This is a genomic window from Longicatena sp. (assembly GCF_982403165.1).
On record NZ_CEVYEL010000012.1, the window covers coordinates 1 to 23,892 of the forward strand.

23 protein-coding genes and 1 tRNA gene are annotated in these 23,892 nt (G+C 36.3%); 10 read left to right on the forward strand and 14 right to left on the reverse strand.

The genetic code is table 11. From position 1 onward, the window contains the following. Positions 1-72 precede the first annotated feature (72 nt). Genes AC1VS3_RS04035 through AC1VS3_RS04045 form a run of 3 tightly spaced genes read right to left on the reverse strand, consistent with a single transcriptional unit; the run spans position 73 to position 1,574 of the window. A complete protein-coding gene (locus AC1VS3_RS04035) occupies positions 73-219 on the reverse strand; it encodes a hypothetical protein (protein ID WP_008689780.1) in 147 nt (48 codons plus the stop codon). Between the two features lie 12 nt (positions 220-231). Next, positions 232-879, reverse strand: coding sequence for an HAD family hydrolase (locus AC1VS3_RS04040; RefSeq protein ID WP_008689781.1), 648 nt, complete (start codon positions 877-879; stop codon positions 232-234). After that, positions 879-1,574 (reverse strand): YjjG family noncanonical pyrimidine nucleotidase, encoded by a 696-nt coding sequence (locus AC1VS3_RS04045; RefSeq protein WP_008689783.1) that lies wholly within the window; start codon positions 1,572-1,574, stop codon positions 879-881. The genes AC1VS3_RS04040 and AC1VS3_RS04045 overlap by 1 nt, the downstream gene beginning before the upstream one ends. 217 nt (positions 1,575-1,791) lie before the next feature. Here AC1VS3_RS04045 and crcB point away from each other — a divergent pair, with 217 nt between their 5' ends. Further along, positions 1,792-2,160, forward strand: a complete 369-nt coding sequence (crcB, locus tag AC1VS3_RS04050; protein WP_008689785.1) for a fluoride efflux transporter CrcB — start codon at positions 1,792-1,794, stop codon at positions 2,158-2,160. A 276-nt stretch (positions 2,161-2,436) separates the two neighbouring features. Here the strand turns inward: crcB and AC1VS3_RS04055 are convergent, their stop codons facing one another. The 5 genes from AC1VS3_RS04055 to AC1VS3_RS04075 all read right to left on the reverse strand — a co-directional run bounded on the left by AC1VS3_RS04055 (position 2,437) and on the right by AC1VS3_RS04075 (position 6,806). Then, positions 2,437-2,880, reverse strand: coding sequence for a GNAT family N-acetyltransferase (locus AC1VS3_RS04055; protein ID WP_008689787.1), 444 nt, complete (start codon positions 2,878-2,880; stop codon positions 2,437-2,439). A 658-nt stretch (positions 2,881-3,538) separates the two neighbouring features. Beyond that, positions 3,539-3,697 carry a polymorphic toxin type 15 domain-containing protein gene (locus AC1VS3_RS04060; protein WP_412293225.1) on the reverse strand — a complete coding sequence of 53 codons (159 nt, stop codon included), beginning with the start codon at positions 3,695-3,697 and terminating at the stop codon, positions 3,539-3,541. Further along, positions 3,697-4,104, reverse strand: a complete 408-nt coding sequence (gene imm48 / locus AC1VS3_RS04065) for an Imm48 family immunity protein (protein ID WP_331866912.1) — start codon at positions 4,102-4,104, stop codon at positions 3,697-3,699. The genes AC1VS3_RS04060 and imm48 overlap by 1 nt, the downstream gene beginning before the upstream one ends. 9 nt (positions 4,105-4,113) lie before the next feature. After that, positions 4,114-4,464 (reverse strand): hypothetical protein, encoded by a 351-nt coding sequence (locus AC1VS3_RS04070; RefSeq protein WP_331866911.1) that lies wholly within the window; start codon positions 4,462-4,464, stop codon positions 4,114-4,116. A 344-nt stretch (positions 4,465-4,808) separates the two neighbouring features. Beyond that, a complete protein-coding gene (locus AC1VS3_RS04075; RefSeq protein WP_331866910.1) occupies positions 4,809-6,806 on the reverse strand; it encodes an ABC transporter permease in 1,998 nt (665 codons plus the stop codon). 383 nt (positions 6,807-7,189) lie between these two features. Between AC1VS3_RS04075 and AC1VS3_RS04080 the strand changes: the two genes are divergently transcribed. The 4 genes from AC1VS3_RS04080 to AC1VS3_RS04095 all read left to right on the forward strand — a co-directional run bounded on the left by AC1VS3_RS04080 (position 7,190) and on the right by AC1VS3_RS04095 (position 13,544). Then, positions 7,190-7,263: transfer RNA gene (locus tag AC1VS3_RS04080), tRNA-Trp, on the forward strand. A 124-nt stretch (positions 7,264-7,387) separates the two neighbouring features. Then, complete coding sequence (locus AC1VS3_RS04085; RefSeq protein WP_481275522.1) at positions 7,388-8,653, forward strand: hypothetical protein; 1,266 nt, start codon at positions 7,388-7,390, stop codon at positions 8,651-8,653. A 131-nt stretch (positions 8,654-8,784) separates the two neighbouring features. Next, complete coding sequence (locus AC1VS3_RS04090; RefSeq protein ID WP_481275523.1) at positions 8,785-10,077, forward strand: GNAT family N-acetyltransferase; 1,293 nt, start codon at positions 8,785-8,787, stop codon at positions 10,075-10,077. Between the two features lie 239 nt (positions 10,078-10,316). Further along, on the forward strand, positions 10,317-13,544 hold the full coding sequence (locus tag AC1VS3_RS04095) for a DEAD/DEAH box helicase (protein ID WP_008689794.1): 3,228 nt from the start codon (positions 10,317-10,319) through the stop codon (positions 13,542-13,544). Positions 13,545-13,671: 127 nt separating this feature from the next. Here AC1VS3_RS04095 and AC1VS3_RS04100 read toward each other — a convergent pair whose 3' ends face one another. After that, entirely contained in the window at positions 13,672-14,118 is a 447-nt protein-coding gene (locus AC1VS3_RS04100) for an NUDIX hydrolase (RefSeq protein WP_008689795.1), read from the reverse strand. 32 nt (positions 14,119-14,150) lie between these two features. Further along, positions 14,151-14,546: a DsrE family protein gene (locus AC1VS3_RS04105; RefSeq protein ID WP_008689797.1), complete on the reverse strand. Its 396-nt coding sequence runs from the start codon at positions 14,544-14,546 to the stop codon at positions 14,151-14,153. 100 nt (positions 14,547-14,646) lie between these two features. Between AC1VS3_RS04105 and AC1VS3_RS04110 the strand changes: the two genes are divergently transcribed. The 5 genes from AC1VS3_RS04110 to AC1VS3_RS04130 all read left to right on the forward strand — a co-directional run bounded on the left by AC1VS3_RS04110 (position 14,647) and on the right by AC1VS3_RS04130 (position 20,482). Next, a complete protein-coding gene (locus AC1VS3_RS04110) occupies positions 14,647-16,098 on the forward strand; it encodes a hypothetical protein (protein WP_008689799.1) in 1,452 nt (483 codons plus the stop codon). Positions 16,099-16,155: 57 nt separating this feature from the next. Then, positions 16,156-16,671: a bifunctional pyr operon transcriptional regulator/uracil phosphoribosyltransferase PyrR gene (gene pyrR, locus AC1VS3_RS04115; RefSeq protein ID WP_008689801.1), complete on the forward strand. Its 516-nt coding sequence runs from the start codon at positions 16,156-16,158 to the stop codon at positions 16,669-16,671. A gap of 36 nt (positions 16,672-16,707) precedes the next feature. Beyond that, a complete protein-coding gene (locus AC1VS3_RS04120) occupies positions 16,708-17,736 on the forward strand; it encodes a M42 family metallopeptidase (RefSeq protein WP_008689802.1) in 1,029 nt (342 codons plus the stop codon). A gap of 186 nt (positions 17,737-17,922) precedes the next feature. After that, positions 17,923-18,567 carry a TMEM165/GDT1 family protein gene (locus tag AC1VS3_RS04125; RefSeq protein WP_008689804.1) on the forward strand — a complete coding sequence of 215 codons (645 nt, stop codon included), beginning with the start codon at positions 17,923-17,925 and terminating at the stop codon, positions 18,565-18,567. A 148-nt stretch (positions 18,568-18,715) separates the two neighbouring features. Continuing rightward, entirely contained in the window at positions 18,716-20,482 is a 1,767-nt protein-coding gene (locus AC1VS3_RS04130; RefSeq protein ID WP_008689806.1) for a M3 family oligoendopeptidase, read from the forward strand. 149 nt (positions 20,483-20,631) lie between these two features. On the opposite strand, the gene AC1VS3_RS04135 is transcribed toward AC1VS3_RS04130, so the two are convergent. The 4 genes from AC1VS3_RS04135 to AC1VS3_RS04150 form a co-directional block, all read right to left on the reverse strand. After that, positions 20,632-20,943, reverse strand: coding sequence for a hypothetical protein (locus AC1VS3_RS04135; RefSeq protein ID WP_008689808.1), 312 nt, complete (start codon positions 20,941-20,943; stop codon positions 20,632-20,634). An 82-nt stretch (positions 20,944-21,025) separates the two neighbouring features. Next, complete coding sequence (locus AC1VS3_RS04140; RefSeq protein WP_008689809.1) at positions 21,026-22,069, reverse strand: SGNH/GDSL hydrolase family protein; 1,044 nt, start codon at positions 22,067-22,069, stop codon at positions 21,026-21,028. 17 nt (positions 22,070-22,086) lie between these two features. After that, positions 22,087-23,649: an MBOAT family O-acyltransferase gene (locus AC1VS3_RS04145; RefSeq protein ID WP_481275524.1), complete on the reverse strand. Its 1,563-nt coding sequence runs from the start codon at positions 23,647-23,649 to the stop codon at positions 22,087-22,089. Positions 23,650-23,659: 10 nt separating this feature from the next. After that, positions 23,660-23,887, reverse strand: coding sequence for a phosphopantetheine-binding protein (locus AC1VS3_RS04150; RefSeq protein ID WP_008689811.1), 228 nt, complete (start codon positions 23,885-23,887; stop codon positions 23,660-23,662). Positions 23,888-23,892: the final 5 nt, after the last annotated feature.

Here is a 23,892-nt window from a genome sequence, read left to right on the forward strand (position 1 = left end):
ACGCCCCGAGGGATTTTCACCCTAGATATGTGGCATGCCCGCCACACATAAAAAAAACAGGAAGCGTTCCTGTTATCCATTGAAATTCACTTTACCAAACTTTGCGCCATTTTTCTTATTTTTCAACTTACGTTCTAACAGGGAGCCTTGTGGCTTCTGTTTTACGCTGCGACTTTTTTCCAGCAAAGCTTTCGTATCTAATTTCTTTTTTTCACTCATGCATTTCACTTCCTATCTTTTACTAAGTAAATATTGTTTTAATTCTTCAACATCGTTCACGATGACATCCGCACCTGCAAGTTGTAATTCCTCTTCATCTCCATAACCAAACAATACACCGACACTGGCAAGATCATGTTCCTTTGCCCCCAATATATCATGCTTACGATCACCAACCATCACACAATGCTCTTTTTCTAGGTTTTCCTTTTCCAAAATATAGGCGATGACTTCACCTTTACGACTTCTTGTGCCATCCAATTCACTGCCATAAATACCATCAAAATATTCAGCAAGTTGATAATGATGTAAAATCGTTTTCGCAAAAACATGTGGCTTGCTCGTTGCCACAAACAACTGTCTTCCATCTTCCTTCAGTTGTTGCAACATCGTTTTTATACCAGGATATACTTTATTTTCCAGGATTCCCTTTTCTTTAAAATAAACGCGATATTGTTTGATTGCTTCATCGCACTGTTCCTTATTAAAACCATAAAATTGTGCAAACGAATCTGCTAAAGGCGGACCGATAAAGGTAATTAAATCATTTTTATCTTCGATAGGGATACCCGCTTTTTCTAAAGCATATGCCACGGAATTTGTAATGCCTTCCTTAGGATCCGTTAAGGTACCATCTAAATCAAATAGAATTGCTCGCATTATTCATCCTCCTCTAATATAGAATATAACTCTTTTAAATTGGTTATTTCATAGGTAATTGGTAAATCCTGCACATTTGGTTTTTGTTTAGGATTCATCCAACAGGTCGCAATACCTGCATGAATACCTCCCTGCATATCACTTGATAAGGAATCTCCGATTATTAATGTCTGCTCTTTTTCAAATGATGGAATATGAGCAAAACAATAATCGAAATATTCCTTCATTGGTTTTCGATAACCGATTTCTTCTGATATGAATGCTTTACGGATATGTTGATCTAAGCCTGAATCATGCAAACGCGAATGCTGCGTTGCGCTTACCCCATTTGTTACGATATACAATTCATAATCTTTCTTCAAATGTTTCACAAGTTCGAGCGCATGTGGCATGAGGGCATGTCCTTTTCCTAATTCTTTTTGATATATATGCTCAAATTGAACACCATCTTCAGCAATATGGAATTCATCAAACAGCTTACCAAAGCGTGTAAAGATAACTTCTTCCCTTGTCATTCTTCCTTCTTCATAGGCATTCCATAAAGCAGTGTTAATCTGCAGATAACGGTTTTTCATCGCTGGAGTAAAGGGAATATTCTGCATGGTAAAGGTTTTACGCAGAGCTTCTTTTTCCGTCTTATCAAAATCCAACAAGGTATTATCTGCATCAAATAATAGCGTTTTATATTTCTTCATACTGACTCCTTATGCGTAACGTTCATAATGCCATCATAACTTTTACAGCGGCATCACTTTATCACAAACTTCATTCTATTCCTTTACGTATTCATTTTAATCCCACATAACTATATCATAAACAGGAGATAAAACCTATAAAAATTGCCGATCCTATGCTTTTCTACAACTTAGAACCATGATACAATCATTACCATAAGAGCAGGAGGGCATGTGAATGAAAGAATTAATTTTAGTGGGATGTGGAGGCGCCTTAGGAGCCATATTGCGTTATGGTTTAGGACTTCTTCCGATGCGTACTTCTTTCCCCTTTATGACTATGCTAATAAATATTCTTGGTGCACTCTGTATTGGTATGATAATAGCTTATGCTCAAGAAACAAAAGCACAACCGGATATCATACTTTTCATTAAGACTGGATTTTGTGGAGGCTTTACGACTTTTTCTACCTTTTCTTTAGAAACGGTGCAGCTTTTTGAAACACAACGTTATCTTAGTGGCAGTATATATGCATGTGGCAGTCTGCTGTTTTGTATCCTTGCTGTCTTGTTAGGACGATGGCTAATGTTGCTGTTTCTTTCTTGATATACTATAAAAGATGATTACAGAAACACTGTATTTATCAATGATTACTGTATTAGCACTCTCATTTATAGAGTGTGTTTATACAAGTGATGTTGATGGATGTTGATCAAATAAGCTCTTGTAGTTTTTCTAAATCAAATAAATTTGTCGGTAAGGTTAATAACGCTTTCTTCCTTCCATCATTATAATTATCTAATAAATATTGAATTTACGACGCACTCCCACCATTTCCTAATGAAAGGTTTTTTTCCTCATATGTTTTAAGGTTAAAATCATTTATAAAAGATACCCATTTTTTGTATACAACATCGGAATATAACGAATGCCTCCGGCTTCAATTTCATGATTGATGGCGCGAAAGCCTAAATGTTCGTACACTTCTTTTGCATAGAGTGAGGAATTCACCGTGATGATCATTTGTTTTTGTAAACGCAACATGCTTTGAAACAAAGCTTTCCCTACCCCTTTGCGATGGTAGTGTTCATCTACAAAGAAAAGTGAGATGTGTCCCTCACACATTGCCATTACTCCAATCAAAATATCCTCTTCATATGCTCCTAAAAAGATGAGACGCTCAAAAAGATCATCCCGCATCAGATAGGCATAGAAATCCTTCACACCTTCTTCACTATAATCAACTGCATCAAATCGCAAAAAGGTTTTCCATATCAGCTCCCTCACCTGAACATCTTCTTGTTTCGATATCCGATCAATTCGCATTTACGCTCATCTCCTTTCCATATTTGCGTATATGCAATGTTTTTTAAACCCATCGTTATACTTGCTGATAGATAAAAATATTATTTCATTATCAGATTATTTTTCTTACCTATAGCATACCATGAGCAAAAGAAAAAATCACTGGCTTATGACATATCCAGAATCCTAGACACATTGAAATTTTACTAACTTTTACCACATGGATTTGGCGATGTAATTGTTGCTTCCGGTATCCCTCCATCTGTATTTCTGCCAGGTAGCCACTGTAAATTTGCTCCTAATTCATTTCCAGATGGAATTCTTATATTCCCAGGATTTTTTATATCAACTCTTACTGGTGATGCACCTAATGTACCAGGCTCGTAACTTTTTCTAAATTAGAAATTTCTTCTCAGCTTGCTCTATAAGGTCGTCTGCAACAGATGATGGCATAACAAAAGTTCCTCCTGGAGGTCCAGCAGTTCTGATTTTAGCCTGTATCATTATTTTTGCGACATCTCCATCAAATTGTACCTTCGCCGAATTGCTTTTGTAGTTCCTTAATTTCTAGAGGTAATTTATCTATAATATTATCTATTTGTTTTTCATTAGGTTTGAAATCATTGAAAATTTTAAATTTTATATTTTTACACCTTATATCAATATGTTAATTTTATATTCAATTTAACATTATCCCTTGCACTTTGGAAATTGTAATTGCATAACCCATAATCTGATTTTCTAAATCATCTATTCGATAACGCCATTCTGACCCAACGGATAAATTTATATTTCTATCACCTAAATTAGTTGAATTCATTGGTTTACAATACTTCATTATCGCGTCTGGACATCTTTTAAAGCTTTTATAATATCCTCATAGTTTGTAATTAACTCTGCTTCTTTTTTTTCTTTAAGCTGATAGTATCCTTCCATTCCCCTATGAATTATTGCATAAGTAGTTGGATTATTTTCTCGATCTGTACAATTGATAACATATTGACAGAATTCCACAGCTTGATTTGTTTCATACCCCAACTCATGAATTGAAAGTTCAATCATCATTCCTTGAACATCTGTAGGTGATTTCCCCATCTCATAAGCAAGCGCATTTAGTACTCCAAACATAAATGCTCCATACACTTGACGTGCCAGTTCATCTTGAAATTCTGTTATTCTTAAAATTCTAGAAATATCATTGCTGGCCTCTTTAGCTTTTTTTAAAAAATCTGCCTTTCTTTTCATTTTTTCCTCCTAAAATACCAATATTCTTCCTTTGGGATAGTTACCTTCCCAGCCATATGGCAAATGCCCTAATAAATAAATTTCTAACATTTCACTATAAAATTCTGAGCGGATAATGTCACAATAACTATTAACCATAATTATATTTATTACATCGAAAACAACAGCCGTTTTAATTGATTCTGTTATCTTATCTTCTAATAGCATGGCATCTAATTTAATGATAAGATCTGGTATAACTGTTGCTTTAATTTGATTGACCATATCGTTCCAATACAAATTATACTCATTTGGATTATTTACCGATAGCCATCCTGTTACTTGATTAACTTCTTCTAAACAAATATTTTCCCATTTCAACCCAGCAATTGATTTACTTATTTTTTTAAACTTTTAGTTTTAATATCGCCTTTATAAGCTTCACCCATCTTTGATAAAAGATTAGTTTCATTAAATTTTTTGATCAGTTGCTCATCCAGTTGCATTTCAATCACCTTTCTATAATTTCAATACGTTAATCCGTATCCATATAATATTATCAAGCAAGCATTTTAATCGTTCAACAATAGTATTTACTACCTTATGAATAACCTTTAAATAGGAAATATTTCTAATTATCAATTTTTTCTTACCTATAGCATACCATGAGCAAAAGAAAAAGCATATCCTAAGTATGCTTTTTCTTTAATCATTAAGCTGAATTCTTACTTTCTTGCATATAGTGTTTGTTTATAACTCATGCACGTAAATACATAATAGCTTCCATAAATTAAGATAACGACAATGGCACAGAAGAAATTAGCTAATCCTATATCACCGATTCCCAAACCGGACATTAAAGATGTAGATACTACAGGAATACCAACAGATGCATGAATAACAGCCAACACTAATGGCAACAAGAAATAAATAGATATCTGTGCATAGATGGAATGATTCATCATCTTTTCACTTGTACCGATTTTTCTTAAAATCAAATAACGTTTTTGATTATCCTCAGCCTCAGAAAGCTGTTGCAATGCTAATACTGCTGCACTTGCCACTAAGAAGACTACTCCCAAATACAAACCGACATACGTGAACAGCATACCTAATCCTGCCTGATTATCAATAATCAATTTACGAGTCATAGAAGAATAGCGAAGAGTTTGTTCATTCGTTCCCAACAGCTTCTTTGCATTCTCATGTACCTTCGTATCATATGCCTCGATCTTACTTTCATCTTTAACATCAATATTCCAGAAAGTATGATGGCTAGCTATTTGCGGTGGCAATATGGCATCAGGCACAACGATGGCAGCCCCTGTACTAAACCCAAATTCTGTGGCAATATTGATGGCTTCCTCTTGCTTTACTTGTAAATGCAGTTTATGATTAAACACCTGCAGTGGCTTTTTCGTCTGTTCTGCGATTTCATTTAAGGTTGGAATGATACTAGATGAGCCGCTGATAAAGAAAGTTTCATCCTGCTTTAACTGCATGGGAGATAACTTCCAGGCACGTCTGGCTTTATTAAAGTCACTTAATGTGATAATTTCCAGATCTGCATCTTTATACAACATACCAGTGTCTACATCTTTCGCATAATTAAATAAATCCTTTAATTTCAGATGATCCGTATAAACGGAAATTGTCTCACTACTCGTTATATTTTTATCCGTGTCTAGCATCAAGATCTGACGCATCTTTTGTGTATCAGCTTTTTGATATTGGGTAAAGGAATAAGCATATGGTGTCTGTGTATCCAAGGATGTTTTTAATGAATCATTCAGATTCCATCCTACAGATAAGGCTCCTACACTTAATAACAGCATAAGGCAAACTATGCTCATAGAAACAAAACTAGTATTGATTTTGGCATTTACCTGACGTAATACAAACATACGCAATCCGCGATAGTATAAACGCTTGCTGGAACGTATGAACTGTAAGAGGAAACCCGATAGGGACAAAAAGAAGAACAATGTTCCTAAGCTTCCCATAATTAGAATAGGAACTAAACAGCTCGCAAACATCTGAGTAGAGCGTGTCGCCAGATAATAAGCTGCCCCTAACAACAACAACGAAACGATAAAAATGAGTACAGCGATGAAAGGTTTTTGAATTCTAGCTTTTTCTTGTTTACGCTCAGCCTGCAATAGTTCTATCAATTTTACTTTCGCTATAACTCTGGTATTCAGCATCATGATAACCAGAAAAATAATCGTAAAGGAAATAGCAGTGATAATAGCTGCTGATGGCGAGAAGACAAAGTTATAATTTACTTGAACTGAGAACAGATGTGCGGTAAAGATGCCTAAGCCTTGTGAGCACAATATACCTAGTAATAATCCAACACCAAGTGATACCACACCAATGCATACGGTTTCATAAATTAAAACCTTAGAGATATCTTTTTTCTCCATGCCCAACAACATATATAAACCAAATTCTTTTTTCCGTCGTTTAATCAAAAAGTTGTTGGCATACATGACCAGAAAGGCCAGTACGATAGCCACAAAAACGGATAAGATTCCCATGAAAATGCCAAGTGTTTGTAGCATGATGGATTGTGAGTCATTTAATGACATGATTTCCTTTTGCGCTTGAAAGGAATTAAAGGTATAGAATAAACAGATAGAAAACATCAGAGTTAGAAAATAGATCATATAATCTTTATAGCTTTTTCTGACGTTATGCAGCGCAAGTCTGGTTAATTTCATTTACATCCCTTCTTTCACTGTAATTATAAAAGAACAAGTATCTCGCTGCCATCGTTGTCACTTACACTTTCCTTACAAATTTGAAATAATAATAAATTTTTCCACATAGCATTGGCCAAAAAAGCATAAGAGGGGTTATGTATCTAGAATGTCTTATGATACGTTATGTTATAACTATATTTATAGGAAGTAGTCAAAGCGAAATTAGGCAACAGAATGCTGAACATGGCATGTTTGTTCCTATAAAACAAAAAGACAATATTTTCCATCCGTATGAATACTATTTTACCATATGCTGGCATGTTAGAAAGTACATATTTTTCCTTATTTTATTATTGCCAGATTTTATTTTCTATGGTAATATAGTTAAGCAGTTAAATCTTAGGGGTATAGTACAATGGTAGTATAACGGTCTCCAAAACCGCTGATGGGAGTTCGATCCTCTCTACCCCTGCCATGAAAAATAGCCAGACACCGAAACGGTGTCTTTTTTTATAAACTGGCAGGGGCAGAGAGGTCCTTATAAACAGACCATATCTTTCCATAGCAAAAGATAATACTCAATATGCTATAATAAACGCATGAAAACAACACATAAAGAAAAATTATATCTGAATGAACATAATAAAAAACAATTAGGCGCTATGATACGATGGCTGCGTTTACAAGCCGGCTGGACACAACAACAGCTTGTTGATAAAGTAGGGATCCTCTCTTTACGGACATTGATATCTTTAGAACAAGGAAAAATTGTAAAAGATGATGATATTTATGATACGTTACTGGATCAATTTGCATTATCCTTTAATTATACGCACCCTATGGATAAACATATCGAGCAAATGCTATCGGCTATGCTTTCTGCTTATGCGCATTATGATGACGAAGCTATGCGTGCCATCTGCATAGCTTTATTGCAATCCTTACTTCCTTATCAGCAACATGTGCAGGAATTCTTTTATATTCGCATATTACAAGTCTTTACTCGCCTTTGGACAAGTCAGGAATATCTTTCATCAAAAGATTACCAATTATTTTTATCCTGTCATGATTTTCTAAGTGAATCCTTGCAAATCATGATGGAGGATGCTCTTTATCAATGGCAATGTACTTTTCCCCATAATAACATTGTATTAGAACAACTTTATCAACAATTCCATATGCATTACCATCATCATATCACCCGCTTTTCAATTGGTATTGTCTTACATTTAAGTGATAAACATCACGACTATCTACAAGCTTTTCTCATCTTAAAGGAATGTGAACAATATGAGCTAATGCATAAGGACAATCCCCATGCACTTTTTTCCATATATCATTGGATGAGTAATCTTGCCATTTTTATAGAGCCCCAGCAATTTGAATTCTATAAAGAAAAAGCTTTATCTTATATGAAACAAACAAGCCTTTCTTCTCATACGCTTGCTATCTTCTATTATAATATTGGCGGATGTTATTATTATCAGAAACAATATGCCAAAGCGCTGACATGTTATCAATCTTCTTTCGATACAAAGAGCCATTCCCCCTTGCCTTTATTGATATGGATGTGTCATGCACAATTCTGTCTTGATAAAACATTGCCAGCCTGTATCATGCAAAAAATTGATGTACAAGCCTGCAGTAAAGCATTACGCGATTGTTGGCACTATTTTATCTTAAAGCGTGATGGTCAAAATGCCCAGACATTGGAAACCTATATCATGAAAACACTGTTACCTGTCTTACAGACTCTGGCACCGGAATTTCATAAGGTTTACCACGATGAGTTAAAAGCTCTGCTTCCTCTAACACGCAATTATAAACAACTATTGTTATTTGAAGAAAAATTAAATCTCGCCTAACTATCTTTTCCCATTTCTTTTGCATATGCCTTGTTTTTTTCTTCTTAACAAGCGTCTTTTACCTATACATGCAGATTTATTGGAAGGCATTTTATCAGTGGTACAATAAGCTTTACAGGAGGCTGATATTTATGAATTTAGAAGAACTTTATCAACATGTTCATGAAGAAGAACGATTACAGAAATCACCCGCAGCGCATATCGAATTTCTTACGACCACGCAGTATCTTACACAATATTTGCATGGACATGAACGTATTTTAGACTTAGGAGCTGCCACTGGAGCTTATGCTTTACCGCTTGCTGAAGCAGGCTATGAGGTATGTGCCATGGATCTGATGCCCCATCACCTAAATCGTTTGAAACAACAAAAGAAGAAACAGATGAAGCTGACCCTACACCAAGGAAATGCTATGGATCTCTCCAGGTTTTCAGATGATAGTTTTGATATCATACTATGTATGGGACCTCTATATCATCTTAAAGAAGAAGAGCAACGAATCTGTTTGGATGAAATGCATCGCGTTGTAAAAGATGGTGGAATTATCTTTTGTGCATTTCTTAGTAACCTTGCCGTGTTTACCACGGAAGCCTTATATCCGAATAGTTCTTTTTTGAATAGCTCACAATATGATCCAACTACCTTTAAAGTCATCAATGATCCCTTTGTAAGCACCTATGTGCAGAAAGCAGAGCAACTCTTTCAAAGCATGGGCTTTACGCTTTTAAAAACCTTTAGTCAAGATGGACTTGCTGAAGTATTGGCAGAACGGATCAACGCATTAACAAAACCACAATATGAAGAATGGCTGCGTTTTCATCTGGCCATTTGTGAACAAAGAGAGCAACTTGCACATTCCAATCATCTCATTAGTATTTTGCAATCCCATAAAACACGTCAACGTTTACAGGATACAACGCGTTTACGGCTGCAGCGACTGTCTATGCAAGATCATGTACAAATGTACGAGATGGCTAAAGATCCTGACGTTGCTCGCATGTGCGGATGGAAGCCGCATGCTTCTCTGGAAGAAACAAAACAAATCTTATCTAATTTTCTGATAAACGATCACACATGGGGCATTTATCAGAAAACGGATAATACTCTGTATGGACTCATCAGCTTAGATGCGGATCAACATCGTCCTCGCAATGGCTATCGCATGTTGGGCTATTGGATCGGAAAACCCTATTGGGGCAAGGGCATTGTTGTCGAGGCTGCAAAAGAAGTCTTACGCTATGCATTTGAAGATCTGCACTGCACAATAATCAGTGTCTATCATTTCCCTTTTAATACACAAAGTAAACGTGTTATCGAAAAACTGGGATTTCAATATGAAGGCACCTTGCATGATGCTTATGAATATTACGATGGTACCTACTTTGATGAAGTATGTTATTACCTAAAGCAGGAACCGTCATAGCCATCTTGTGATTTCTCACTTTATAAAAGTTAAAAAGGTAAAATCTTGAATATGTGATGCTATACTATTGCATACAAAGTATTCACAAATTGGTGGTATTTGCCAATACGAATGGTGGTAGCATTTCTACGCTTTCTTCTGATGAATTCTTTCCTTCTTACATCGATAAATTTTTTAATCTTCATCGCGTTTCATCTGAAATAATGATACAATAATAAGATGAAAGATAAGGTGATGGTATGGAATTTACAATAGCTCAGATACGTGACTTTGCAGGCGATGAGCAAACATTTGAAAAGGGAGAAAAATTGATGAAGGAAAAAGCCATCAAATCGTTGGATATCGATGACTTTTCAAGTCCTGAGATCATTATGGTCAATGCTAATGTCGTAGATAAAAAAGTATATCGGGAAGTGAATATGTCAATCGATAAGGATGACTTCATCGTAAGAGCTCATTTGTGTGGCTGTGAAGAGCATGCCCAAAAAATGACCTGTGCACATTGTGTCGCTGTTTTGCTGCGCCTAATGGAAGACAGTAAACGCAAAAACGCGGAAAAGGAACAGATGGAAAATAAAGTAGTCGATAAACATGCCATTCAGATCATGAATATCTACGAAGAACAAATCGTCTATTCTTCATTGGCCATGAACTTAAAAACAGCCATTCATTTGGAACCCGTATTAGAAATACGTAAAAAAAACATTCTTGCGTTAACCTTAAAAATCGGCAATGAAAAACAATATATCGTCAAAGACATCGCATTATTTCTGGATGATATTGCCCATAATGTAAAAAAAGCCTATGGTAAGGAACTGGAATTCATGCATAATTATTATAGCTTTGATGAAACGAGTCAAAAGCTGATTGATTTCATGCGTCATCATGAACATGATGTTTTGTATTTTTTAAATCATCCTACCTTAGAAAAAGCCCCGCAATCCCGTAATATGTGCATGACGCCGGATGCTTTAGATGAATTTTATGAATTATATACCGATCAGGATGTCATGCATCGCATGAAAGAAAAAACATTGATCAACATGCGCTTTCTTGCTATCAATCCCCCTTTTTCTTTACAGATACACAAAGATGCCCAGCAGATTTTTCATATTTCTCTGAATGAAGGAGACTATCGTCTGTTTAAAGGACGAAACCATCTATATGTTCTTATGAATCATATCCTTTATCGTTGTGATAAAGATTTTACAAAAGCCTGTGAGCCAATGCTCAGCGGATGCTTAGAACATCATAATACCTTAACCGTGTCAGATGGCTTGATGAGTGCCTTCTATAATAATGTTATTTTAAATGTCAAAAAATATCTGCCTCTGCATGGTGAAGATATTTCTATGTATGCGCCATTACCATTAGAATGTAAGGTGTATATCGATATGCCGAAACAAAATGTCATATCTGCACGTTTGCTGTATTGTTATGGAGATGATATGTATAATGCGTTCAGTGATACTTCCTTATCTGCCAGTCGCAACTTCAATGATGAAATTGCCGTACGTCTGATTTTTACCAAATATATGACACGGATTGACGCTATGGAAGGACTTGCCTATATTGAACATTCACAAGATGCCATATATGAATTTTTAAATAAAGGCTTTGAAGAATTATCACAGACCTGTGAAATGTTTGCCAGTGAGAAATTCCGCAAACTGCAGATACGTGATAGTGTGAATATCTCCATGGGTGTACGTATTGAAAGTGATTTGCTAGAAATTGATTTTGATACCTTTGATTTTCCTGTCGAAGAGTTGCAAGAGGTATTAAAAGCATACCGTTTGAATAAAAAATACTATCGTATGCGCAACGGTTCTTTTGTCAATATTGAAGATAGTGCTTTGCAAGAGTTGTCTTTTATTTTAGATGGCATGCATGTAAGTGAAAAAGAGCTCGAAAGTGGTAAAATCAAGGTTCCCAAATATCGTTCTTTATACATCGATAAAAGCCTAAAAGATGCTGAGATGATCAAGGTTGAGCGCGATGCGACTTTTAAAGATATCATCCGTAGTATACGCAATGTTAAGGACTCTGATTTTAAGGTTCCTCACAGTCTGAAAAACATTTTGCGAAATTATCAAAAAGATGGTTTCCGCTGGCTAAAAACGATGGCCAATTATGGTTTTGGAGGAATTTTAGCTGATGATATGGGCATTGGTAAGACCTTGCAAGTAATTACTTTATTGGAAGATGAAAAGCTCCATGATCCACAGGCTATCTCTCTTGTTGTCTGTCCAAGTTCACTGATTTTGAACTGGCAAAGTGAAATCGCGAAATTTTCTGATGCCTTAACGAGCATTTTGATTACCGGGAATATGGAGGAACGAAAAGCCTTAATCTACAAAGCGAAAGATTATGATGTCGTGATCACCTCTTATGATTATCTCAAACGTGATATTGAACACTATGAAAATTTCCACTTTACTTATCAAATCATTGATGAAGCTCAGTATATCAAAAACCATAATACGAAGAATGCCGTATCTGTCAAACAGATTCAGGCAGCCCATCGATTTGCCTTAACCGGAACACCAATTGAAAATTCATTAGCGGAATTATGGAGCATTTTTGATTTCTTAATGCCAGGTTATCTATATACTTACCCTTACTTCAAAAAGCAATATGAGATTCCTATCGTGAAAGAAAATGATCCTATAACCTTAAAGGAATTAAAGCGAATGGTAGAACCGTTCATCTTGCGCCGTGTAAAGAAAGATGTCTTAAAAGAACTTCCTGAAAAAGTCGAACATACGATGATGATCGAATTAGATGAAGAAACCCGAAAATTATATATGGCAAATGTATCTTTGATACGAGAAGATTTGCATAAAAGCTTTAAACAAAAAGGCTTTGAAAATAGTAAGATCATGGTGCTGAGTATGTTGACCAGATTGCGCCAATTGTGCTGTGATCCCCGCTTGCTGTATGAAAATTACCAGGGGGTAGGCAATAAAATTAACGCGTGCATGGAATTTATCGAAAACTGTCGTGCATCGGGTAAAAAAGTCTTATTATTCTCACAGTTTACCTCACTGTTATCGTTGATTGAAAAAGAGCTAAAGCAACGCGAAATTGATTACTATCTATTAAAAGGCAGCACCCCAAAAGTACAGCGTCAGCAATATGTAAATGCCTTTAATGTTGATGCTACACCGGTTTTTTTGATATCTTTAAAAGCCGGAGGAACCGGGTTGAATCTTACCAGTGCCGAAGTTGTCATTCACTTTGATCCATGGTGGAATGTATCTGCCCAAAATCAAGCTACCGATCGAGCCTATCGCATCGGACAGCACAACAATGTACAGGTCGTTAAACTAATTGCCAAAGATACAATCGAAGAAAAAATCATGCATTTACAAGAATTAAAACAAGATTTAAGTGATAGTATCATTCACTTGAATGACGGTTTGATTACTAGCATGAGCAAAGATGAAATTATGGATTTGTTCTAACTTACAAGAACAAGAGGCTGGATCCTTGCAAAGCGCATATACTTTTAAGGACAGCCTCTTTCATTTCGTCTATAAGATTTTCAACGTTTTTTTAGTTATAGAAACAAGCTTTTTTTCAACGCTTTTTTTATTTCTTTGTTAACATGGATTGTGCCTTTGTGAATAATATCGGCTGTATCTGAGGATATGTCCACTCTGGTATCTTCTTTACATCCGTGAAGAAAGCAATTTCCTGTATCTCACTTTCAGGAAGTTCATCAAAGTCATACACCTCTGCATAATACAACATACCAAATGTTTCATGCTCATCACTGCTTTCTTTTACGCGTGTTTTACCAAGGCAGGAATACACACACAAGGGAATCAGTTGATATTCCTTCGCTCCACTCTCTTCATAAAACTCCCGTCTTGCACAATCCAGAATAGACTCATTTGCTTCTCGATGTCCGCCGCATAATTCATAGCTGTTGCGCTGTTTGTGTTTACAAAAGACCCATTGTTCCTTATATTTAGCCACTATGACAGCAAATAGCAACTTTTCATCATCAACCTTTTCATAAAATTTGATTTTCATAAGACCACCTCTTCACATTTTTCATGCAATTGTTATGGTTTTATATAGGTAAAACCTTTTTCTTGCAATGCGACAATATCAGCCACACCTGCTTCAACAATGACGATATGCTCAAGAAGATCGACAGCTTCTAACTGCTGTGCACGCAACGCATTTTGACATGCGTGAAAAGATATTCCCTTAGCAAATAAAGCAAGGATTTCCTTTGCAATATTTTCCTGTGTGTCCTCTTTCCCATATCCTTTTACGGCTTCACCATTTGCTACGACGACGATTTGAAACACCTCATCATGGTGTTCATAAAACGTGATAAGATTCTTCACATTTCCTAATGTTAATGACCAATTCTTCATTTCATCTATATGAAATACAACTTTTTTCATATTCAACACTTCTTTCTGTGCATTCTTTTTTTTATTATAGCACATCTATTCTTACACATAACGATGATTGCTAGGAAAGCATGTTTTCAACAGATCATTTGACTATTTTGTTAATGGCGAGCATACCTATTTAACAGGTGATACTATGCTGTTTGCATTAGAATTTGATGAGGAAGTCAGTGCTCGCTCTTATTTAAAAGAATTATTAAAATGTTATCCATACGATATTGAAGAGACCATGGTGCTTTCTCTTTTAACAAAAAATCCTTTCCCTTACCGTCCTTTATTAATTTTTCTGCAATACTTTTCTGCTATTGGTAAAATTCACATCATCACCAAGCCAGATGTTCCTTCTCCCTCTTTACAGCATCTTTGGGAAAATATGAGTCGTCTTGTTCAACAATCAGGCTCCATTTTACCCATGCATCAATTTGCTTTTGATGCTACCTATCAAGTAAAGAAACACCCCTTATCGCATCCCTATGCGCATCTTCCCTTGAGTCATATTCCTTTCTTAAGCGAAGTACAGTTACACAGTGTTCCGGTCATCGCTATGGCAAAACATTCTCATCAATATCCGATACGAAAAAGCGATACTTTTTTATATCGGGATATCAGTATGGATGCCACTAGCTACCTTGGCATCTGTATCCGCATCGGCAATTTTCAAGGCATTGTTTTTTTACATCGTAAAGCATTGTGGTTTGCGGCAGCTCTGTCCGCCATGTATCCTATTACAGAACCAGGTGTTACTTATGATTTTCTTCTCTTGTTTGGATTACAAAGCCATCGTAAACAGCGGAGTTACTATTACGATCAGACAAATGCCTTATACATCGGTATGGTCAGCGGTGGGGATGAGATGTTACATTTTCTCTACTTAAAAGAAATGATCTTAACCTTATACAATGCGCTTTGTATTCAAAAGCATGATCTCCCTATTCATGCCTCCATGGTGCATATTGCATATTCGCAACAGCAACAAAATCTTGTCTTTGCCGGGATGACCCACAGTGGTAAGAGTGAATTATTAGATGCCATATTGAAAAGTTGTCATACTCGCAAGATAGCCGCAAGTGCTTATTATGATGATAGCGGCATTTTGCACTATCTTGATAATGCCATCGTCAGTACCGGTAGTGAGGTCAGTGCCTGTAAAGATATCTCTTATGTAAAAAAGCAACAACTATTCGCACATTATGCATCCGGCATCTTTCTAAAAGAAGAAGATACTATTCGTTATCAGATCACTCCTTTGACAACCTATGAAAGCAGTCTGCAATTTTATCCGGTCCATGCCTTATTCTATTTAAACGCAAAGGCAAAGTTTCAAGGATGGCGAAAAGTTGAGAGTTTGGATGATGCCATCGCTTTATTTCTCGGTCATCATGATAAAGAAGATTTCTTCTGTCAAACCTTAGCTGCTTATGATCATCAGGTAAAAAGCCAAGAACTCATTCATGAATTTTTAACCATTCTATATACACAAAACGTAGGTATTTATGAGCTGAGTACGAAGGGAACACCGTATCAGAAACAATTTCTTTTTGAGCGATTGGCAAATGCTATTCTTGATGAAATCCTGGACGGGAAATGATTGCGTTTAAAGGCGGAAACAGGTATACTATGAGTAGTGTTTTCAAGGAGGATCTGCATGGAAACAAAAGAGATAATCGACGCTTTAGGATTGCGCCGCAGTTTAACCAGAATTACACATGAAATCATTGAACATAACAAAGGTGTTGAGGATATCGTTCTTGTCGGCATCAAGACCAGAGGTGAAATTCTCGCTCAGCGTTTAGCTAAAATGATTGCGCGTGTAGAGCAAGTACAGGTACCTTGTTATGCATTGGATGTTTCCCATTGGCGTGATGATCTGGAGCAGGCACACCCTTTACCAAACCAAACCATGCCGGTAAAGGATAAGAAAGTTATTTTAGTAGATGATGTCTTATTCAAAGGACGAACCGTGCGCGCTGCCATGGATGCCATTATGCATTATGGAAGAGCAAAAGAGATACAATTGGCCGTCTTGGTTGATCGCGGTCATCGTGAATTACCGATACGCGCAGACTACATCGGCAAAAACATTCCTAGCTCTTTACAGGAACAGATTCGCGTAAAAGTTGAAGAAATTGATGATTGTGATGGTGTGTACATCTCACGTTAAATCACTAAGTAAAAATAGAAAGTAGGTAAGATGATGATGAATAAAGAATATGTTGTAGCATTCGCAAAAAAGTTATTAGCAATTGATTCCCCTACCGGGTATACCAAAAAAGCCATCGACTTCGTTGAAGAAGAAGCAAAGCGATTCGGATATCAGACAAAACGTAATCACAAAGGCAATTTATGGATCTATGTAAAAGGTAATCATCATCATAAGACACTTGGTTTATGCGCCCATTGCGATACCTTAGGTCTTATGGTCCGCTCGATAAAAAGTGATGGAAAGCTTGCCTTAACCAATTTAGGCGGTCCTATCATTCCGACACTGGATGGGGAATATTGTCGTATCTATACAAGAGATGGTCAATGCTATAGCGGAACGATTTTATCCACTTCTCCAGCAGCCCATGTCTATAAAGATGCCAGCACGAAGAAACGTGAAATTGATGAAATGGAAGTACGCATTGATGAAGTCACTTATACAAAGGAAGATACGCAGAAACTTGGAATTCAAAATGGAGATATTGTTGCCATCGATCCAAAAGTACAAATTACCGAAAGTGGTTTTATTAAATCTCGTTTCTTAGACGATAAGATCAGCGTTTCTGCATTGATGGGCATTTTACATCATTTAAAAGAAAATGCCATTACCCCTGCTTATGATTTGATCTTTATGATGAGCACCTATGAAGAAGTCGGACATGGTATGGCGCATATCCCAGATGAAATTGCTGAGCTTTTAGCTGTCGATATGGGATGCATCGGCTTAGATTTAGCATGCACAGAACAAGATGTTTCCATCTGCGCCAAAGATTCCAGTGGTCCTTATGATTATGATCTTACCAGCAAACTTATTGAGCTGGCTAAACGTGAAGCCGTATCTTATGCAATTGATATTTATCCACAATATGGTTCAGATGTCAGTGCCGCAAGAAATGCCGGAAATGATATCAAAGGGGCATTAATTGGCCCAGGTGTTCACGCTTCTCATGGTATGGAACGTACACATATCGATGGTGTCCTTAACACCATGAAATTGATCCTTGCCTATATTTGCGAGGAATAAAGAATGCATTTCTTACCCGTATGATTCGTACGGGTTTTCTTTTGCTTAGGGCTTTTTCAAAGTAATCCCTATTTTACTGACGCTTACACCTTTCCTTCTTCATATTTATTTTGTCGCAGCAGGGAAAGGATGATTTTATACATGAAAGCTCTTTATTTCACATATAGTAAAATAAGAGGTGATCTTATGTTGCTGCATACGTTTTTATTTGTTTTTATCGCGGAAATGGCTGATAAAACACAACTTATGATGATGGCGCTCACCAATCGCTATCGTATGAAAAGTGTGATATTAGGGATGATGTTAGGGGTCATCATCATCAGTGCTTTTTCTACATTGGCCGGAGATCTAATAGGCGATATGATCCCTATGCAGTTTATCAAATTGGCCGCTGCCGCAATGTTTCTAGGCTTTGGTTTTTTTAACTTACGCATTACAAAAGAAGAAAGCAAGGGGCATCATATTTCCTTAGGATTGCCTATTTTTTCTATTGCCTTTACCTTTATTCTAGCTGAGCTCGGTGATAAGACGCAATTAGCAACCGTAGCGCTTTCAGCCGATCACATGGACCAGCACCTTCAAGTTTTTCTGGGAGCATCCTTAGGCCTTATCATGGCAAATATTTTTGGTATCTTCGCTGGAAAATTTATCTTTGCCCATTTAAGTGAAGATAGTGTTAAAGTAGTTTCTTCCTTTTTCTTCTTTCTCTTTGGCTCCATTACCTTGTTTGAGGCCTATCCAGCAGCCCCCTTTTTCTATATCATCTATTCCATTCTCATCATCAGCATTGCCTGTATGATTTATGAGAAAAGTCATAAAGAGATAGCATAGTATTATCTTCACATTCATCAAAAAAGAAGAATTGCTTACGGCTTACACACTCTTCCTTCTAAGAAAATAAACCTTCCATAATCTTCTCCTTCATTTTGGAATTTCTATGCTATAATAGGGGTAATCTAACAGAGAAAGAAGGTCTAAAATGAAAGAAACTTGGTCACTTGATGTCCTCTATAAGGGTTATGATGATCCGCAATTTGAAGCAGATATCAAGAAACTTGATGAATTGATTGCACAATGCAATACCTTGGCAGACACCTTATCCCATAAGGATGAAACTGCTACCTTGAAACAAATTCTAACTACATTAAATGAATTAGAACAGATCAGCTACCAGCTGTTGGCATATGCCAATCTGCGCCAAAGCTGTGATACCACTGATGCGCAAACAGCAGCTTATTTAGATAAGATCACTAAGAAAACAAGCAACGTGGCAAAAGCAAAAGCAAAATTTAATCGCTATATTGCACAAATAAAAGATCTTGATGCTTGCCTGGAAAAAGAAGAAGCATTACAGGAATATACCTACTTGTTACATTCGATTCAAGAAGATGGTCGTTACTTACTCAGTGATGATGTAGAAGAAGTATTATCCAAGATGGATATCTCGGCAGGACAGGCTTGGGAAACCATGCAAAGCTATCTGACCAGCACCTTAGAAGTAGACTATGATGGAAAAACAACTACCCTTTCACAGATTCGCAACTTGGCATATGACTCTGATAAAAAGGTGCGTAAACGCGCTTATGAAGCAGAATTAGCTGCTTATGCCAAGATTCGTGATGCTATTGCCTTTTCTTTAAACAACATCAAAGCACAAGTCTTAACAGAATGTGAGTTGCGCGGTTTCGCTTCTCCTTTAGCAATGACACTGCATCAGTCCCATATGAAACAGGAAACCTTAGATGCCATGCTATCGGCCATGGATGATTATATGCCGGTATTCCGTAAATATTTAAAACGCAAGGCGGAAATGTTAGGTTATCAAAACGGACTTCCTTGGTATGAGCTATTTGCACCTATTGGAAAAGACGACACAAAATTCACGATTGAAACAGCAAAAGACTATCTGTTGAAACATTTTGCGCCTTTTGCACAGGATATGGCGGATATGATGGAAGAAGCCTTTGCAGATGAATGGATTGATTTCTATCCACGTAAGGGTAAGGTTGGTGGAGCATTCTGCGAAAATCTCCCTTTCTTGAAACAAAGTCGTGTTTTAACGAATTTTGATGGTTCCTTAGGCGATGTTGTGACATTGGCTCATGAATTAGGACACGCATATCATGGTATGATGATCCAGGATCACAAGATGCTTAATACAGATTATTCCATGCCAGTTGCCGAAACTGCTTCTACCTTTAATGAAAATATCATCATGAATGCTGCAATTGATGAAGCAGAAGGAGAAACAAAGCTGGCATTAATAGAAACACAGCTTCAAGATCTTACACAGATTATGTGTGATATTTATTCTCGTTTCTTATTTGAAAAAAAGGTATTTGAAAAACGTAAAGAGGGGTTCCTATTCCCGGATGAACTAGAAGCGATGATGTTGGATGCACAAAAACAAGCATATGGTGATGGCTTAGATGAGCAGTATTTGCATCCTTATATGTGGATCAATAAGAGCCATTATTATTCATCAGCTCTGAGCTTTTACAACTTCCCTTACGCTTTTGGCGGTTTATTTGCCCGTGGCTTAATTGTAAAATATCATGAAATGAAGGATGCTTTCGTACCAAAATATCGTGAATTGCTACATGCGACAACGGTATCCGATGTTGAAGATGTTGCTAAATTGGCTGACATTGATCTGACTTCTAAAGATTTCTGGATCAGTTGTTTAAAAACCGCTGAGGAAAGAGTAAATGAATTCTTAACTCTGAGCGAGTCCTTTAACAAATAAACCCTATGTTCATATAAAAACGGTAACTATTCGCCATATCTTAACATGGCATGTAGATACCGCTTTTTTTGCATATTCTAATTGTATTGTTTCATAAAACACAAACAACAAAATGCTGTATCATACATCGTTTTTTTAACTGCTAGGTATCAACAATTTAGAAGCTTATTCTTCTCTATTTTGATACTAGAAAATACTCTATATGTATATGCATCATCTTTTTTATTTTTCATAGTATCATATACGGCCTGATTCATAATTTCTAAATAATCCGTAGTTATGATTTCAACATCTACTGTGACTTTCTTTTTTGACACTTTTTGCTTGCCTACTTTGAATACCACAGCGGCATAGCTTTCTTTCGTTGTCTTTTTCTGCAATGCCGAGCTTTTATCATAGGATGTTTGATCAAAATTAATACCTGCATATTCACAAGCTTTTTTGTAATCATCCGTCTTCATGGAAGTCAAAAAAAAACTCTATATTGGATTATCCAATATAGAGGTACATATACCTGTAAGATTCATTTCATAATAGGTATTCTTAAATAGTAACTGTCTTGACAGGTCTTTTATAAGACTTTCGTTTCTCATTAAATAAGCGATAAGCTTTATTGAAGGAAGCAATTACTTCTTGATCTGTTGTTTTTTTCAGTCGATAATGACGACGAAAATACTGACTGAGCTCCATCGTCACCTTTTCTGCACCAAAGATATTCAAATGTACTCCGGAATCATTCGTATCCCTTCTCCAATCGATGTTCTTCTCCATATTCGTATTTAAATCTAAATATGGCAGATGTCGTTCTTTTGCATACAACTCTACTGCCTCTTTTTTACTTTGATTCCATTCTTTGGCACCCGGTACTTTTAATAACATAAGCTTAATATGATTCTTTTTACATATATCATGAATCATATCCATATATTTTTTACTATTCGCATCAAACATCGCCTGTGAAGATGCACGCATATAATTGGTCTTCCCTTTATACGGTTTTTGCTTGTAGCTACTAATAAAGCCCTTCGTATCATTCATTGGCGAACCAAAGGTTTCAGCTATATCAACCGCATTTATTTCATTATAACGATTATGATATAAAAAGACAGGGAATAATAAACTTATTTTATCAGTTAAAGAAAATTGAAATGCTGCATCTTGAATCATATTAATTTTATTCATCGAAAGTTTCATGTGATCGATAATCTTTCGTTTATTTCCCATAGAATATTTATGATCATTAAATGCGCAATTCACTTCCATAACGACTACTTTTGGCTTTTGCGTTTTTAATGCTTCTTCCAATAAATAATACAAAGCATAGGTTCTTACCGAAGGAGCGCCCAGTGCATAACTGGTAAAACCATTTTCCTTCCACAACTTAGCAGGTATGATACTGCGATACATACTACTATCACCAAGAAATAAAACATCTAATGAGTTTTTCTTTTCTTCATAGAAGCCACGTATCGTTTTGCTCATCTTATTATCTTTGGGAATTAATATCATGGAAAATAAGTTTAATAATAGAGCAAAAATAACAATAAAGGATGTAAAGGCTAGGATAGATTTACGTCTGTTTTTCATGATGTTTGCTCCTTTCACTAAAATTCACCATATATAAAATCGCTTGCTTGATAACCATGACCATAAATACCAAATACGATAATGGATACCCCTATGATAAGGATAATACCATAACGCAACAACAGACTTTTCTGATCAAATAATGCAAATAAATTTACACGTCTTTCCTTTAAGCCTGCTATTATAAACATCAATACCAATCCCCATATCAAAATGCCAAAATCAACAAGAGTCAGCCCATGTGCTAAGATATCTGTTTCCTGCATCGTAAAGATCCGCAACAGCATTTGCAAGGCATCATCTAGTGAGTGCGCACGAAAGATCAGCATGCCACCAAAAACAATCAATACCGTACGTAAGATACAAAAGAGACGATAGCCTTTTCGCTGTTCATGAAGATGCCATGTATCTTTGATTTTCGTAAAAACAGGGGCAAGCAACAACCCCATCATCATAATTAGATAATAATATAAACCATATACAATATATTTCCAGCTGGCGCCATGCCAGAATCCATTGAAAAACCAGACAAAAAAGAGGGGAAATGCGCTTAGGATAAATCTTCCGAAATTCCCTTTCATATGCTTTTTCACAGAACGGTTCAAATTCATATTCATTTTAGATAATGATATTGAATAAAATACGTAATCTTTTAGCCAAGTCCCTAACGTACGATGCCAGCGACGCCAGAATTCAGCTATACTTTTTGAGAAAAACGGTTGTTCAAAATTTTTCTCCATGTGAACACCAAACAAATAGCCAATTCCACGTACGATATCCATAGCGCCACTAAATTCAGCATATATTTGTAATGTATATAAGGCAACAGCTAAAAAAGCGGTAAAACCTCCATGCATACCACTAAATACTGGATTCACATATAGCGCAGCTCGATCAGCGATGACTAATTTTTTAAAAAGTCCCCAAAGAATTAGATATAAACCACTCTTGAATTTTATAATGTCAAATTCATTGCCCGCATACAATTGATCGGCTAACTGATCAAAACGTGAGATCGGACCTTCTGTCATTTGTGGGAAGAAGGACAAATACAAAGCGACTTTCCCAAGCTGAGGGCTTGCTTCGTATTTGCCTCTATACACATCTACCATGTAACTGATGGCCATTAAGGTATAATAGGAGATTCCAAGTGGCAGTACAAATTTTTTTACTGCGATATTAACATTAACATGCAGTAAAGCATTTATGGCATTCAGATTACCGGCAAAAAAACCGTAATATTTTAAATAGCATAAGATACCAATATTGATTGCCAATACGACGATCAAAATCAGTTGCTTCCGTTTCTTCATCATAGCCTTATAGGCTTTCTTTTTGTCTTTTTCTAAACTTTTTATGGTAGCTTTTTGCAGCTTTATCTGTTTGTTAATAGCTAAGCCGCCGATATATACACTCAAAATACTACCTATCAGGAAAATGATCAATGCCTGCGAGGCCGCAACATAAAAGATGACATTTGCTAAGAGCAAAATACACCATCGCCACTGTTTCGGCGCAAGATAATAAAGCACACAAGATGCTGTCACTAACAGCATGAATGGCAGCGATATCAATGACATGATACAAATCCTATTCTTCCATTAATCGCTCAATCAGCGCATATAGCTTTTCTACATCATTGAAAACCTCTGGCTGCACTTCCATAACTGGAATTTCAACATCAAATTCATCATCGATAGCCGCAATGATTTCAACGATATCGAAGGAATCTAAAATACCATCCTCAATAAGTTTTTTTTCTTTTTTAAAATCGACTCCTGGCTTCATATCTTCTAAGATTGCTAGTAATTTCTCCATATTTT

Excerpts from the sequence above, each read along its gene's own strand:
- AC1VS3_RS04035 (WP_008689780.1), bottom strand. The coding sequence starts at position 219 with ATGAGTGAAAAAAAGAAATTAGATACGAAAGCTTTGCTGGAAAAAAGT.
- AC1VS3_RS04040 (WP_008689781.1), bottom strand. The coding sequence starts at position 879 with ATGCGAGCAATTCTATTTGATTTAGATGGTACCTTAACGGATCCTAAG.
- AC1VS3_RS04045 (WP_008689783.1), bottom strand. The coding sequence starts at position 1,574 with ATGAAGAAATATAAAACGCTATTATTTGATGCAGATAATACCTTGTTG.
- crcB (WP_008689785.1), top strand. The coding sequence starts at position 1,792 with ATGAAAGAATTAATTTTAGTGGGATGTGGAGGCGCCTTAGGAGCCATA.
- AC1VS3_RS04055 (WP_008689787.1), bottom strand. The coding sequence starts at position 2,880 with ATGCGAATTGATCGGATATCGAAACAAGAAGATGTTCAGGTGAGGGAG.
- AC1VS3_RS04060 (WP_412293225.1), bottom strand. The coding sequence starts at position 3,697 with ATGAAGTATTGTAAACCAATGAATTCAACTAATTTAGGTGATAGAAAT.
- imm48 (WP_331866912.1), bottom strand. The coding sequence starts at position 4,104 with ATGAAAAGAAAGGCAGATTTTTTAAAAAAAGCTAAAGAGGCCAGCAAT.
- AC1VS3_RS04075 (WP_331866910.1), bottom strand. The coding sequence starts at position 6,806 with ATGAAATTAACCAGACTTGCGCTGCATAACGTCAGAAAAAGCTATAAA.
- AC1VS3_RS04085 (WP_481275522.1), top strand. The coding sequence starts at position 7,388 with ATGAAAACAACACATAAAGAAAAATTATATCTGAATGAACATAATAAA.
- AC1VS3_RS04090 (WP_481275523.1), top strand. The coding sequence starts at position 8,785 with ATGAATTTAGAAGAACTTTATCAACATGTTCATGAAGAAGAACGATTA.
- AC1VS3_RS04095 (WP_008689794.1), top strand. The coding sequence starts at position 10,317 with ATGGAATTTACAATAGCTCAGATACGTGACTTTGCAGGCGATGAGCAA.
- AC1VS3_RS04100 (WP_008689795.1), bottom strand. The coding sequence starts at position 14,118 with ATGAAAATCAAATTTTATGAAAAGGTTGATGATGAAAAGTTGCTATTT.
- AC1VS3_RS04105 (WP_008689797.1), bottom strand. The coding sequence starts at position 14,546 with ATGTGCTATAATAAAAAAAAGAATGCACAGAAAGAAGTGTTGAATATG.
- AC1VS3_RS04110 (WP_008689799.1), top strand. The coding sequence starts at position 14,647 with ATGCTGTTTGCATTAGAATTTGATGAGGAAGTCAGTGCTCGCTCTTAT.
- pyrR (WP_008689801.1), top strand. The coding sequence starts at position 16,156 with ATGGAAACAAAAGAGATAATCGACGCTTTAGGATTGCGCCGCAGTTTA.
- AC1VS3_RS04120 (WP_008689802.1), top strand. The coding sequence starts at position 16,708 with ATGAATAAAGAATATGTTGTAGCATTCGCAAAAAAGTTATTAGCAATT.
- AC1VS3_RS04125 (WP_008689804.1), top strand. The coding sequence starts at position 17,923 with ATGTTGCTGCATACGTTTTTATTTGTTTTTATCGCGGAAATGGCTGAT.
- AC1VS3_RS04130 (WP_008689806.1), top strand. The coding sequence starts at position 18,716 with ATGAAAGAAACTTGGTCACTTGATGTCCTCTATAAGGGTTATGATGAT.
- AC1VS3_RS04135 (WP_008689808.1), bottom strand. The coding sequence starts at position 20,943 with ATGAAGACGGATGATTACAAAAAAGCTTGTGAATATGCAGGTATTAAT.
- AC1VS3_RS04140 (WP_008689809.1), bottom strand. The coding sequence starts at position 22,069 with ATGAAAAACAGACGTAAATCTATCCTAGCCTTTACATCCTTTATTGTT.
- AC1VS3_RS04145 (WP_481275524.1), bottom strand. The coding sequence starts at position 23,649 with ATGTCATTGATATCGCTGCCATTCATGCTGTTAGTGACAGCATCTTGT.
- AC1VS3_RS04150 (WP_008689811.1), bottom strand. The coding sequence starts at position 23,887 with ATGGAGAAATTACTAGCAATCTTAGAAGATATGAAGCCAGGAGTCGAT.